Annotated in this window: 11 protein-coding genes; 6 read left to right on the top strand and 5 right to left on the bottom strand. The window is 47.3% G+C overall.

Annotated features, from left to right (window positions below):
* Positions 1-54 precede the first annotated feature (54 nt).
* Together ACDJ59_RS27985 and ACDJ59_RS27980 are read right to left on the bottom strand one after the other, a co-directional pair.
* Positions 55-1125, bottom strand: coding sequence for an ABC transporter substrate-binding protein (locus tag ACDJ59_RS27985; protein WP_105600657.1), 1071 nt, complete (start codon positions 1123-1125; stop codon positions 55-57).
* Positions 1126-1375: 250 nt separating this feature from the next.
* Complete coding sequence (locus ACDJ59_RS27980) at positions 1376-1720, bottom strand: Na-translocating system protein MpsC family protein (protein WP_017691786.1); 345 nt, start codon at positions 1718-1720, stop codon at positions 1376-1378.
* Positions 1721-2094: 374 nt separating this feature from the next.
* Between ACDJ59_RS27980 and ACDJ59_RS27975 the strand changes: the two genes are divergently transcribed.
* From ACDJ59_RS27975 to ACDJ59_RS27965, 3 genes are all read left to right on the top strand, one after another.
* The gene (locus tag ACDJ59_RS27975; RefSeq protein WP_413406920.1) at positions 2095-3009 is read left to right on the top strand and encodes a hypothetical protein; all 915 of its coding nucleotides are present in this window, start codon (positions 2095-2097) and stop codon (positions 3007-3009) included.
* A gap of 378 nt (positions 3010-3387) precedes the next feature.
* Complete coding sequence (locus tag ACDJ59_RS27970; protein WP_413406919.1) at positions 3388-4119, top strand: DUF3105 domain-containing protein; 732 nt, start codon at positions 3388-3390, stop codon at positions 4117-4119.
* Positions 4120-4393: 274 nt separating this feature from the next.
* A complete protein-coding gene (locus ACDJ59_RS27965; protein WP_413406918.1) occupies positions 4394-6112 on the top strand; it encodes a methyl-accepting chemotaxis protein in 1719 nt (572 codons plus the stop codon).
* A gap of 151 nt (positions 6113-6263) precedes the next feature.
* Here ACDJ59_RS27965 and ACDJ59_RS27960 read toward each other — a convergent pair whose 3' ends face one another.
* On the bottom strand, positions 6264-7217 hold the full coding sequence (locus ACDJ59_RS27960; RefSeq protein ID WP_017691781.1) for a nucleoside hydrolase: 954 nt from the start codon (positions 7215-7217) through the stop codon (positions 6264-6266).
* 270 nt (positions 7218-7487) lie between these two features.
* On the bottom strand, positions 7488-9719 hold the full coding sequence (locus ACDJ59_RS27955; RefSeq protein ID WP_413406917.1) for an MMPL family transporter: 2232 nt from the start codon (positions 9717-9719) through the stop codon (positions 7488-7490).
* Between the two features lie 177 nt (positions 9720-9896).
* Here ACDJ59_RS27955 and ACDJ59_RS27950 point away from each other — a divergent pair, with 177 nt between their 5' ends.
* Positions 9897-10523 (top strand): TetR/AcrR family transcriptional regulator, encoded by a 627-nt coding sequence (locus tag ACDJ59_RS27950; RefSeq protein ID WP_413406916.1) that lies wholly within the window; start codon positions 9897-9899, stop codon positions 10521-10523.
* Positions 10524-10613: 90 nt separating this feature from the next.
* On the top strand, positions 10614-11204 hold the full coding sequence (locus tag ACDJ59_RS27945; protein WP_413406915.1) for a GNAT family N-acetyltransferase: 591 nt from the start codon (positions 10614-10616) through the stop codon (positions 11202-11204).
* Between the two features lie 40 nt (positions 11205-11244).
* On the opposite strand, the gene ACDJ59_RS27940 is transcribed toward ACDJ59_RS27945, so the two are convergent.
* Complete coding sequence (locus ACDJ59_RS27940; RefSeq protein WP_413406914.1) at positions 11245-12141, bottom strand: diacylglycerol/lipid kinase family protein; 897 nt, start codon at positions 12139-12141, stop codon at positions 11245-11247.
* A gap of 315 nt (positions 12142-12456) precedes the next feature.
* Between ACDJ59_RS27940 and ACDJ59_RS27935 the strand changes: the two genes are divergently transcribed.
* Positions 12457-13050, top strand: coding sequence for a hypothetical protein (locus ACDJ59_RS27935; RefSeq protein WP_413406913.1), 594 nt, complete (start codon positions 12457-12459; stop codon positions 13048-13050).
* The last annotated feature ends 316 nt before the right edge of the window (positions 13051-13366 follow it).

The raw sequence follows: 13366 nt of genomic DNA, 5'->3' as shown, positions 1-13366 counted from the left end.
ATATAAGTTCAACATGTTGACCAAAGATAACTTTTAAGTCAGTCGGTTACTTGTTTATTGTGCAATCTCACGGTTCCAGCGATCTGTCCAGCCTTTAACCTGCTGATTCACGAATTCCATATCCAGCTTGTTCAGCTTTTCAACAACGTCAGCGCCATATGTTACGCCTTCTGCTTCTTCAGCAGTCAGTTCAACCTTTGTGTTAACCGGGGAATCGACTTTGGCTTTAGCAGATTTTGCTTGTACATCCTGGCTGAGCTGCCAGTTGATGAACTCTTCAGCGAGCTCTTTGTTTTTGCTGCCCTTCACGACATTGATTGTGTTCATCACGGCATATGCACCCTCGCTAGGTGTAACAAACTTCGCATTAGGCACGGCTGCTTTCAGATCTTTGAAATACATTTCCATGATCGGTCCGCCCGCAATCTCTTCTTGGGAGAACATATTCACGAATTCGGATGTTTGACTGTAGAATTTCACCACATTGCCACTCAGTTTTTTCAGTTCAGCAAATGCCGCATCTTCATTAAACGTATCGTTTCCAGCTACACGGGAAGCTGCATCCACAACCATTGGGCCTGCTGTTGCCGTAATATTCGGGATGGTCAGGTTACCTTCGAACGCCGGGTCCCACAGGTCACTCCATGAAGTCACTTCTTTGGATACGAGATCCGGGTTATAAGCGATACCGAGCTGTCCAACCGTGTAGGCCGGGCCATAATCTTCACCAAGTGGTGCTTTGGCAATATCATAAATGTCATTTACATTTGGAATTTTGGAGCGGTCGATTTTCTCAAACAGACCTTCATCGATACCTTGTTGTGCATAGTAATCAGACAGGTAGATAACATCGACATTTGATGTACCTTGACGAATTTTATTCAGACGTTCAGCGTTATTGCCGACTTCGAGCACGATGTCTACATTATGTTCTTTTTCGAATGGACCAAATACTTCTTCATTAAAGAAATCTTCGGAGAAGCCCCAAGTGGAGATAACCAATTTGTTAGCTGCGGTTCCCCCACTGCCTGATCCGCCTGTTGCATCATCCGTGCTGCTGCCACAACCTGCAAGTAATACTGATGTCATTGCCACTGCTGCCAAACCGCTAATCCACTTTTTCATCATGATCCTGATTCCCCCTGATATATGTGATGTGTATGAAAAAACAAAAAGAAAAGTGCTCTTGTATAAACAAGAACACTTTTCTTCGTAAACAAAGGAAAGCGACACCCGCTGCCGGTACATCATCGGTTTCTGCTTCAGAATCAATCCGAAGACAGACGCCATCATATGAAATTGTACGGAACCTGATCATGAATCCGGGCCATAACCTTTGTATACATCAACAAGAATTAATCCTGCCGATCCATCCTTAGGCCTGTTCCAGAATCACATTCGTGATTGCCCACTGAGTGGACGCATCATAATCCCGCAATATAGCTTCAATTGGCAAACCCATGTGTTGCTCGAGCTTCTCCCGGAATTTCTTCTTATATAAGACAGACATGCGGAAGTCCACTTCCAGCTTTAAGCCGGGGGCCTCCCCTTCCAGGGCGTCAGAGCGCGGTGAACGTCGGTGCTTCGCGTAGAAGGTCACAATATTCTGGTCAATGGTCACTCTCAGGAGAGTGGTGCCAAATCCGAACAGTTCCTTCGAGATTTCGTTATAATACTGGCACATCTTCTTCTTGCTCTCATTGCTGTCCAGTAGTTCCATGAACTCACCCACATCTCTTACTACCGTACATTCGACGTGTTAACACGATTGATTATACATAAATCTACGATCATAGGCAACCCAAAAGATATAGTTAACATGAGAATAACACATAAAAGCGAACGATGAGACATTAACAACCAAAAACAATTCGTCTTAAACCACAGTGAATTTACATTAATATGCCTGCATGTCATTCCTATACTATTGTTGCTTCTATACTCCGTTTTCATACACAGGATTCGAGGCTTTGTTTCAACTTTCCCTAAATGGGTACCAATTCCTGCGAAACATAGACAAACTTCGTCATTAACCGTTAAAATGAGACACAATGTTGACATGTTTTTATTTTCTAGAAATTGGAGGCTTATACCATGAAATGTCCAGTATGTAATCACGAAAATGGAGATGCCCATTTTTGCGAGAGGTGCGGCTCTAATCTAACGCAAACAACCTCATCACCAACTCCTGTAACGAACTCGGAATCTGCTGCTTCCGAACCCGAATATACCCGTTGGTCCAGCACGCAGGCTACCTCTTCCCAGGCATCCGTTCCACCCAACACACCATCCATCTCCATTCACAAGGAACAGGCGAGAGAATCAACAGGTACCAATGACCATGCTTCTGCAGGAGACAATAGCTCCAATCAGTGGAATAATATTGTGCAGAATGAGAAAGTTCAGCAAGCCAAAGAAGTAAGCAAACAGTATCTATCCTATTTCCTCAGTGTCTTGGCCCGTCCTTATCAGACGATGAAAACCGTTGGCGACCAGCATTCCCTAAACGGATGGCTAACAATGGCGCTAATCGCAGTTCTATCTTCTACATACTTCTTAATTACCTTTAGTCGCATAGGCATGGACGGCTTATTCATTGGTGGATTTTTAAGACCGCTATTTTTCACCGTCATTATCCTGATTGCCTCTATTGCACTGATGTACGCTATTCTGAAGATTGAAAAAATAACCTTCCGTCCCAAAACACTGGTTGCCCAGTTTGGTACACTGCTTGTTCCTGCTGTCGTATCCCTTGTTCTGGCGAATCTGTTTATTATCATCTCGTATTCCATCGCGATCTCATTGCTTGCTGTCTCGTATATCATTATCTTTGTTGCGCTGAACTCGGTGCTGTTCCAGTATCCACTGAATCGTACCAAAGCAGCCATCGACAGCATGTACAGCGTGCTGATCGCCAATGTGGTCGTGTTCTTTATTCTGTATCGATTGTTGGGTGAGATTATCATTGGACTGATTGGCATGATGCTTTCACCGTTTGGTCGTCTGTGAATTATATAAGTTGAACTAAAGATTATTTACACTTGTTACTTCGATGACAGAACAACCTTCCGATCGCTGTTATCTCCAGATTTTTTTAATTCACTTTTTGCAAAGTGAAAATCTGGCGATAAAGGCGAAGCATGGCTTTCCCTGCTGACGCGGGGAAGGTCTTTTTTAGTTTTATAAGGCAGCGTTGCGCCGAGCATGTATCATACACTATAATGTGTAGTGCAACAGGTATGTTCTTATTTACGTAACAAACACGGAACCAGCAACTCACGTTACGTAATGAGTGGATTCACCGTTGCCACCAACACTACATTGTGTAGTGTATTGATCACTCATTTTACAAAGAAAGCAGAGGAACTCTCTATGGACATGACTCATATGAATCATATGCAAATGGAGCACGAGGCAGGTACATCCTACCTGTGGATCATCGTAGGTGCAATCGTGTTGCTGTTCTCCATCGCCGCCTATATCTGGGCATCACGCACACAGGGCAAAATTCTGGACCACATGAAAAAGAAAGAGCGGGCAGACATCCAGAAACAAAGTCGATCCCTTCGGCTGGCTGCACATGTAATGATAGCTGTGTCGATTATTACGTTTGGCCTGTTCTTCATGCAAGGAGCAGGTAAAACATATAATGTAGCCGATCTGGAGTCCAACGCGACAATCGACGTAACGGACGATAAATACTATGGGGCTGACCATACGGAGGACCCCATTCAGTATGAGATGACAATTCCAACATCGGGCCCGCATAATCCGCATGATATCAAGTTTGGATTTTACACCGACTTCCCGGGCTACAATTACCTGGTACACAATCTGGAGCACGGGGATATCATCATCTATTATCGTGAGAACGCAAGCGAGGATTTGAAGGAACATCTGAAATACCTCGCTAAATTCCGCGAAGCCGGAGCCGGTATACTGGCTGTACCCAACAAGGATATTCCCGAAGGCAGTGAAGTCGTGGTGACCGCATGGACCAAAACAATGAAGCTCGACCAATTCGACGATGCCAAAGTAGGTACTTTTATCAATAAATATATTAATCAGGGACCTGAAAAGATTCCTGCCTCTGTTCGCCAGGGCGGCGGAACAATGTAATGACGTAATCACTCAGTCATATGAAGCCCCTCTAAGTAGTAACAATGAGGTGTGTTCCAATGATGAGCATCGTCAATATAGGATTGAGAAGAAACTAGCTCCCGGATCAAATTGACTCGGGGGCTAATTCTTTATCGACCGGATGCCGATACTTCAAGTAGAAAACTGTATATCTGATATACAATACATACGAACCAAAAGAAGAACGACAAACACCAAGTAAAGAGACAAAGAGACGATTGATTTAACAGATCAAGGGGGAACACTTTTACCAATGAACAGTTTGTTTATGAGGATCTTTTTATTTTTTTCCTGTCTGATGCTAGCCGCGGGTGCGGTTCTTGGCATTACCATGTACCGTTCATCGGCTCAACTGGTCGAACAATCCATGGGGATGCAGGCACAGGCTGTGGCTGCACGGGCAGCTGCATTAATTGACACCTCTCTGTATGCAACACTCAGTACCGGACAGGACGAGACAGCGTATTACGGCACATTGCGTGAGCAGCTTAGTCAGCTGCGCGAGGCCAATGGACTCAAGTATCTGTACACCCTTGGTACACGCGAAGAAAATGGAATAAATACATATTTCTACGTTGTGGATGGGGCTGCTGCCGATGTGGCAGAGGATGACTTCTCCCCTTACGGTTCCGCAGAAGAGACCCATTATGAAGGCATGCTGCAAGCTTTTGAACAGAATGAGCCTATTCGGGGCGAACTCACACAGGATGAATATGGCGCTACCATTACAGCATATGTGCCGATCCATGGGGCTGACGGGAAAGTACTAGGATTGGTCGGTGCGGATCTGGACTCTACTGCAGTCTATGAACTGATGTCCCGCAACCGTATGACCATGATCTGGACAGCCTTGGCTATTGTTCTGCTGAGTGTCTTGCTGGTGTATGGATTCGCCCATTACTTGACCCGACCATTGGTGAAGTTGAAGAAGTTAATTACCCAGGTAGGAAAAGGCGACCTGACCGTCAACGTTGAACTTAGTCGCAAGGACGAGGTAGGGCAGCTCGCTTCCGAGTTCAAACATCTGGTTACAGGTACCCGGGATGTCATGACGGGCATCCGTCAAAGCTCCGATTCTCTGCTACAAGCTGCAGAAGGAGTATCGAAACATTCACAGGCGACTGCTGAAGCCAGCCAGCGCATTGCCGAGCATACCAATCATACGGCCAGTGGAGCTGCTGAACAGGTGGCTCGTGCTGGCGAAGTTACGGTAGCCATGGAAGAGATCACACGCAGCATGCAGCATATTGCGAATTCTTCTTCTATGGTCGCGGATGTATCACAGGAAACGACCAATAACGCGGTGCAAGGTCAAGCCAACATCAACACGGCGATGGACAGTATGGACAAAATTCATCAGGCGAATGTGCAGATGGTAGCCTCCACCTCCCAGCTGGAGCAGTACTCAGGTAAAATTGAGTCGGTGGCACATCTGATGAAAGGCATCGCTTCACAGACCAATCTGCTCGCACTTAATGCAAGTATTGAAGCAGCTCGTGCAGGAGAGTATGGCAGCGGGTTTGCGGTGGTTGCCTCAGAGGTTCGCAAGCTTGCGGGGGAATCAGAGCAATCGTCCCAGCATGTAACCGAACTGATCGCCGAGATGACACGCCAGACTGCCCTGTTGTCAGAACATATGTCTGCCAGCACATCAGCAGTCCAATCCGGTCTCGCTGTTGTTCAGGAGGCAGGCCGTTCATTCACATCCATTCATACCGGAATTGAGACGATGAATAAACGTCTGCACGAAGTATCCGCAGCATCTGAGCAGCTGTCTGCCAGTGCAGAAGAAGTGTCCGCTTCTGTGGAGGATATGGAACATATCTCACGCGAATCCTCTTCGAGCATACAGAAGGTATCGCACGCTACAGGTAGCCAACTGCAATCCATGGATGAGATGAGTGCATCCGCCGAATCTCTGCGGGTATTATCCAGTGAGCTGAACGGATTGATTAGTCGATTTAAAATATAGCGGGCAGCTTAGATTGCTATATTGATCAGCCCAAAACAAAAAGCCGCACGGCAGGGACGGGATCATGGGGTTCAACCCCATACCCAGACCACTGCCTGCGGCTTTATTTTTGTTGTACCTTTAATGTTGGCAAGCCCTCAGGCTGCCTGAATTAGTAGCGCTGCGGAGCAGCTTTTTTACCCAAATCCGTCATATACGTAAAGAACGCTTCCGGATCGGTATCATACACCAGTTGTACTGGACGTCCGTCTGCTTGCTCCACCGTGCGGCCCTGGCTAGGACCATCCGGGATGACAATACAGTTTACGGTTTTCTTCTTCACGATGTCCTCGCGTCCAACGGAAGCCGTTGTCAGAACATCCCACAGATAGTATGTGGAATTTGTCTCACTGTACACCAGTGGCGGACAACCTGCGTAACAGTTACCCAGGAAATCAACACCTTCGAAGCGACGCTCTGCTGCCCAGCGGTTACGAACGGCTGGAGTCAGAGGTACTTTATTGGTGCTTTCCAGTGCAACCAGATCGATCTGGATGCCACTTTGCCATACACGGTATGCCGCTTCCGGGTCCCAGAATACGTTCCACTCTGCTGTGCCATCATGCTCAGGTTCTTCTACGTTACCACGCTCAAATGTACCGCCCATCCATACCAGCTTGTCGATTTTCTCTTCAATGTCTGGTGCTTCGTCCAGTGCACGCGCAAGGTCAGTCAGTGGGCCTGTGAACAGGAGCAACGTTTTGCCTTCGGTATTGCGCACTTTCTCGATCAGATGCTGGTGTGCCGGAACGGCAGATAGTGGTGCTTCCATTTTGCCGGACTCGTTCAGTACAGGAAGTGCATCTACATAGAAGGAATGCAGTCTCCACGCCGCAGGAAATGGATTTTTCCCTCTGGAGTTGGATTTGGATACCTCTACGGAATATGTACCGAAACGATCGATAATTTTACGGCTGGCATCTGTTGCTGGCTCCAGATATCCGTCTGCCGGGATAACCGATACGCCGGTTACATGTACATTGTCCATTTGCAGAAGCATGAACAGCGATACGAGGTCATCTACGCCGCCGTCATGGTTGAAATACACATTAAGTTGGTTCGTCATGCTTGCTTTCATCCTTCCCCTGGTTGTCCCATTGTTGTTAATTCTTCCGTCTGCCCTAAGCCGACGCTTCCTCTATTATGTCCCAAAACACTTGGCTACGTAAACCTTCCCCATACAAAGAAAACAAGGATCATGCCTCATCCTGCGGATATTTTACAGTTCCACCATTCCATCTCAGGAGGACAACTGGTAGAGGTCATTATCGTTCGGAAAATAAAGAAATGGACAGCAGGCTTGAAGCCCCGCCGTCCATTTCCCCCAATCCATGCATTACATGGACTGGTTCTGTTTCTCCTCATTCTTCTCTGCAATCGGCACATACTTACCTGGCCAGAAGGCCCATTTACCCAGCAATGCAGTTATAGCTGGTACCATGAACGGACGAACCAGGAAGGTATCCAACATCACACCAACGGCTGTGATAATACCAAACTGCACCAACACCTGAATTGGCAATGTAGCAAGTACCGCAAATGTTCCTGCCAAGATCAGACCTGCAGATGTAATAACAGAGCTTGTCTCGCCAACACCTTCTCTAATCGCTTGACGAAGCGGCATCGTTTTGCGTTTCTGCCAGATGCTAGAGATCATGAAGATGTTGTAGTCTTCACCCAGTGCCACGAGGAATACGAAGGAATACAGCGGAATCGCTCCCTGGATGGCATCTGCGCCAAGTCCGTAGTGAATGATGATCCAACCCAGACCCAGTGCAGAGAAATACGACAGAACAACCGTTGCAATCAGATACGCCGTAGCTACAACTGAACGCAGATATAATAGTAATAACAATGTAATCATGCCGATGACCACTGGAATAATGATCTTGGCATCCCGTTCTCCGGTGACTTCAATGTCATACTGTTCAGCCGTCTGACCATCGAGCCAGACATTACTGTCCGCATTGGTTACTCCGGCATCTTGAAGCGCCTGTTCCGCAGTAGCTCGCAGATCCGGGATATGCTGCATTGCCTCCATGGAATATGGATTCAGATTGAACTCCACATCAAAGGCGGTAATGTTGGCATTCTCGGCACCCTGTTGAGCATCGCCTACTTTGCTAATGTAATCCAGTGATTCGAGACGTTGCTTCAGATCAGTTTCTTTGCCTTCGGCATCAACGATCACTTTCACTGGAGCCAGCTCACCTTGGGAGAACTGTTCGCCGATAACGGTGAAACCTTCGCGGGAAGGCACATCCTCCGGGAAGGAAGACAACAGATCATACGTGAATTTAACCTGAGTAGAGAATGCCGCCAGTCCTCCCAGCAATACCAACGTAATTGCAAGAACGGTCCATGGCTTTGTTACTACAATACGGCCAATCCAGCTTTCCTTGATTTTGCGCGGAGCCGGAGCCGGTTTGCCTTTTTTCTTCGCACGTTCCACTTCCATCTCATGTGTACGTGGTACAAATGGATAGAATGAACCCCGACCGAAGATTGCCAGGAGAGCCGGAACCAGCGTCAGACTTGCAATAAACATAATAAAGATGGACAGACTGAATGGTACGGCAAAGCGATGATATGCACCATATTCAGCCAGCAACAACACGAGTAGTGCTGCAACGACCGTAAATCCACTCATGGCAATGGCGCCAGATGATCCGGTAATTGCCTGGAAAATGGCTTTCTTTTTGTCCGGCTCATGATAGAGAATTTGGCGGTATCTGGAGATCATGAACAGACAGTAATCCGTTCCTGCTCCAAATAACAATACAGTCATGATTGAGATCGACTGTGCGTCCACCGTAATCCAGCCCTGATCTGCCATGAATCCCAGAATGGGGCTTGTCACCATATACGCGAATCCAACGGCAATGATCGGGATAATCGCCAATACAGGCGAGCGGTAGATCAACAGCAACAGTACTAATACCAGTACAACCGTAGCGATCAGCAAGGATACATCGGCGGAGGAGAATAGCCCGCTCGCATCAATGGATATCCCTACTGGCCCCGTCACACGGGCAATCAGTGTATTGGTATCATCTATAGCTACATCGAACGGGTTTGCCCCGAAGATGTCTTGTGTTTTTTGCTCAAGTGCTTCAATAGCTTCCTTCAATTGTTCCGAATCGGCACCTTCATTGAAGAAAAGTGGCATAACCAAAGTACTTCCGTCTTCCGAAAGCTGGCCTTTCAATGCCTGTGGTGGTAATTGATAGAGTGGCACAACGGACTGTTGTTGTTCTACCGGATCTTGATCCAGTCGCTCCGTTAATGCCTGAATGTTCTCAATTTGCTCATCCGTCAGACCGCCGGCTTGACGCCATACGATCAGCGCGGGCAATCCTTCACCACCAGGGAATTCCTTCTCGGCAAGTGCAGCTGCCTGAACCGATGGTTTGGATTCACTCAGATCCTGTGCGTTATTGGTTTCACGATCACCTACAGCAGGCCATACCATGCCAAGCACAACGGCGATGATGATCCATACCAATAGCGTAATCCATTTGCTTCGTTTGCCGGCAACCCAACGGCCGTAACCCGAACCTTCCTGCATTGTCTCTTCATCTCCCTATTCTGTTTCTATGAAGCCCTATTTATGTGATGGTGTAGTAATGAACCACGGGTCATAGTATAATCGAGTTAATTATATATACCGGAAGGTTAATTTTGCAATGCCTAATTTTGTGAACACTTCTAACAAGCAATTAAATACGTAAAGAGGTATGTACTTATGAGCAAAAAAACAAACATTCCCCGTTCACCGGGTAGACCCAAAACGGGTGTGGATCAAGCATCTGTGCAATCCAACATATTGATGACCGCGTCACGTCTATTTATGGAATACGGGTATGAACCCGTCTCTCTCCAGCAGATTGCTTCATTATGCAATGTAACCAAAGCATCAATCTATTATCACTTCTCCAGCAAAGCAGATCTGTTCACCGTTGCCATTACCCGCATGATGGCGATGGGCATGCAGCAAACTTCGCTCCGTCTGGATGAACCTGGTACGTTGCAAGAACGACTGGTTAAGGTTGCCGAAGCCAAGATGCAGCATTCCCATATTGAAACGGAGACCATGATGCGAGAAGCCGAGAAACATCTGGACCCGGAGCAACTCGCCCAGATTCGGGAAGCGGAGGTTCGCATATTCGAAGTACTAGCCACCCATTTTCAGAAGGAGATGGATAATGGTTATTTGCGGGTCGGGAACCCTATGCTGCTTGCCCATGCATTTACGTCACTGCTGATGCTCGCGAACCGCGAAGATGTACGCAACATGAATGGCGGCAGCATTGAGGAACTCGCGCAGGAACTGGTGGCGCTATTTCTGGATGGAGCGGTTAAGCGGAACTAAAGACCTTTCTATACGTTGGCCGATAAACAGCACAAGATGATATACGGAATGTTGGACCTTTATTCCATCACATTTTAGGAGGAACAACTTATGTCACCACCAAAACCTTCCCCACGTATCCCACGTCTGCTGGAAACGTCGCGCATATATCTGCGTCCTTTCGAGATTACAGATGTGGATGCTTATTTCCCTGGACTGTTTGATGCCGAGATGCGCAGGCTGACAGGAACACAGAACAGTTTCACACGCGCTCAGGTTGAACGTTATGTTGAGAATGCAGCACAGGATGACTCCAGACTCATGCTACTTATTGCTTTACAGGAAAATGACCAGATCATCGGAGATGTCGTCCTGATGGACATGCATGCCAAGAATCGCAGTGCACATATCCGGGTTGCCATCGATCAGGCGGCGCATCAAGGAAAAGGCTACGGTAGCGAGGCGTTACTGCTTATGCTGGACTACGGCTTCGGAATCTGTAACCTGCATCGAATCGAGCTTGAGGTGTACGCCTTCAACGAGCGAGCCATTCGCACGTATGAAAAACTCGGATTCCAGCGCGAGGGTGTGAAGCGGGATGTCTTGTTCTACAATCATCAATACCATGATGCGGTTCAGATGAGCATGCTGGAGGATGAGTTCAGACAACATCATATGAAAGATCGGGCAGGGAATGTTTGAGTTTTCGATCAGCTAAAATCAAACTAAAAAACCGGGGGATTTAATAACCCTCCCCGGTTAGAAACTTCAGATGACCCGTCAGCACCGACAGCTCGGCGGGTGTCTTCATATACAATTCGCCGTCCGTGTCAGCTGACATCGGCGCATCCGTCTTCACTTTTAACGTAGATGCCTTGAAGTATGAAATACTCTCACTCTGAGGTTGCCATTCTCCCTCTGGCTTGTGCGACAGAATCTCTCGCAGCAGCGGAATGCCTGTCTCATGAATAATGAGCACGTCCAGTTCGCCATCCTGCAACGCATCCGGTGCAAAGGGCAATGCATTTGTTCCCAGAAAACGGCCATTGGCTGCATAGATCATCACCGCTTCGCCTTCCATCTCTTTCCCATCCGCCTCCAGTTGGTAACGAAACGGCTCTGTATGACTAATTGTCTGTAAAGTGCTGATAAAATAACTGAGCTTACCCAGCGCGCCTTTCAAATTCTCGTTAATATTCTGCGAAGCATTACTGATCAAGCCAATACCGAAAAAGTTTGTGAACACCCGATCATTGGCTTGTCCAACATCAATGGATACCACTCGACCTGCCAGCATTTCTTGTGCCGCAGTCTCTGCATCCGGTGAAATGCCGAGCGAACGCGCAAAGTCATTACAGGTGCCTCCAGGCAATGTACCAATCAACGGAGGATGTTGCAGATCAGCCAGTCCATTCACGCATTCATGCACCGTGCCATCCCCACCCAGGATAAACACCACATCGAATTGTTCCCCGCGCTCACGACACAACTTCTCTCCTTCACCAGGTTCATCCGTACGCACAATGACGAGTTCATGGACAGCGGGAGCCAGCACACCAGCCACAAGGCCCACTGTATTCTCACGATTGGCCTTGCCCGAATGATGATGATGAATTAACAACGCTTTGTTAAATTCCATCCCTCTTCCTCCATTCCAATGCTTGTTACCCTTTACCCACAAAGGTCGAAGCCGTAAACAAGCCCTTCGCTAAGCACTCATCATGATTCCAAATAGGTTTCCCAATCAGGTATGCATCCTAATCGTCATTCATTCGTAATAGCTAGATGGCCCGTTTATCCATAAACCATTTCCTTTTTTAACCAGATGTATGCATGAGAAAAAGGGTTTCTCCGCACCTTAATGTCATAAGGCTGCAAATTTTGCTGGTGAGAACCCATTCAAATCGAGTCAAAACGGTTATATCTATACCATATACGAATGGAGGGATTCCCTATGATTCCGGCAACGTTGGAACAATTGGAGCAAGTTCGCAAGGAATGCCGTACCATGGTTCGCAAAAGAGCTACCGCATCTGCCGGTACAACACTCGTTCCGCTGCCCGGTACAGACGTACTGGCTGATGTGGGGATGCTGATGCAGCTGTTGCCTGCCATTAACAATAAATTCGGATTATCACAAAAACAGCTGGACGGTATGGACCCCGAGACCAAATCCATGATCTATGGATTCGTCATGTCCATCGGAAGCAAAGTCATCGGTCGTATGATCACCAAGGAATTGGTTGTCCAGGTTCTGAAAAGAGTCGGCGTACGCGTAGCCACCAAATCCGTCGCCAAATTTGTCCCATTTGCAGGACAGGGATTGGCTGCCGCACTCAGCTTCACAGCCATGCGCTATGTGGGTAACAAACATGTGGATGACTGTTATGAGGTCGTCAAACGCATGATTGAGCAGCGCGAGTTGATTCCGGGTGAGCCGGCTCCGTCTGCACTGGAGGAAGCTAACAGCGACGACGTGAAGGTAGAAGTGAAGTCGATCTCTAACAACAGCGCTGATGATCCTGCGAAGGAGTCTAAGGATCAATAAAATGCGGGCCATGTCCTGCCCAAACTGAAGCTTAAAAAGTATTTCATAACCAATCTGGATGTCCCAATCGGTGAGCTTATACTCGGGTGCTTGTATCTAGATCGGTGTACGATGAATTCAAAATATAAATAAACGGGACAAAGCAGTGTAGTTAAACCGCTTCGTCCCGTTTTTATTTTTGCAGCATGGCATATAAGACAATTATGACTAAGGTTTATTTGAAAGTGTTTAACGAACTCAGCACACTCTAATAGACCCAATTCCACAATTCCGGCATTCTAACGAATCGTAGACATTTTATTTTCTCATTCTGCAG

It is taken from the genome of Paenibacillus amylolyticus (assembly GCF_047302515.1).
Classification (GTDB): Bacteria; Bacillota; Bacilli; order Paenibacillales; family Paenibacillaceae; genus Paenibacillus; species Paenibacillus amylolyticus_G.
The sequence above is the reverse complement of the archived record's forward strand: the minus strand, read 5'-3'. Positions and strand labels throughout refer to the sequence as shown.

Bases quoted from the DNA above. Each gene is read 5' to 3' on its own strand.
- ACDJ59_RS27985 (WP_105600657.1), bottom strand. From the start codon at position 1,125: ATGAAAAAGTGGATTAGCGGTTTGGCAGCAGTGGCAATGACATCAGTA.
- ACDJ59_RS27980 (WP_017691786.1), bottom strand. From the start codon at position 1,720: ATGGAACTACTGGACAGCAATGAGAGCAAGAAGAAGATGTGCCAGTAT.
- ACDJ59_RS27975 (WP_413406920.1), top strand. From the start codon at position 2,095: ATGAAATGTCCAGTATGTAATCACGAAAATGGAGATGCCCATTTTTGC.
- ACDJ59_RS27970 (WP_413406919.1), top strand. From the start codon at position 3,388: ATGAATCATATGCAAATGGAGCACGAGGCAGGTACATCCTACCTGTGG.
- ACDJ59_RS27965 (WP_413406918.1), top strand. From the start codon at position 4,394: ATGAACAGTTTGTTTATGAGGATCTTTTTATTTTTTTCCTGTCTGATG.
- ACDJ59_RS27960 (WP_017691781.1), bottom strand. From the start codon at position 7,217: ATGACGAACCAACTTAATGTGTATTTCAACCATGACGGCGGCGTAGAT.
- ACDJ59_RS27955 (WP_413406917.1), bottom strand. From the start codon at position 9,719: ATGCAGGAAGGTTCGGGTTACGGCCGTTGGGTTGCCGGCAAACGAAGC.
- ACDJ59_RS27950 (WP_413406916.1), top strand. From the start codon at position 9,897: ATGAGCAAAAAAACAAACATTCCCCGTTCACCGGGTAGACCCAAAACG.
- ACDJ59_RS27945 (WP_413406915.1), top strand. From the start codon at position 10,614: ATGTCACCACCAAAACCTTCCCCACGTATCCCACGTCTGCTGGAAACG.
- ACDJ59_RS27940 (WP_413406914.1), bottom strand. From the start codon at position 12,141: ATGGAATTTAACAAAGCGTTGTTAATTCATCATCATCATTCGGGCAAG.
- ACDJ59_RS27935 (WP_413406913.1), top strand. From the start codon at position 12,457: ATGATTCCGGCAACGTTGGAACAATTGGAGCAAGTTCGCAAGGAATGC.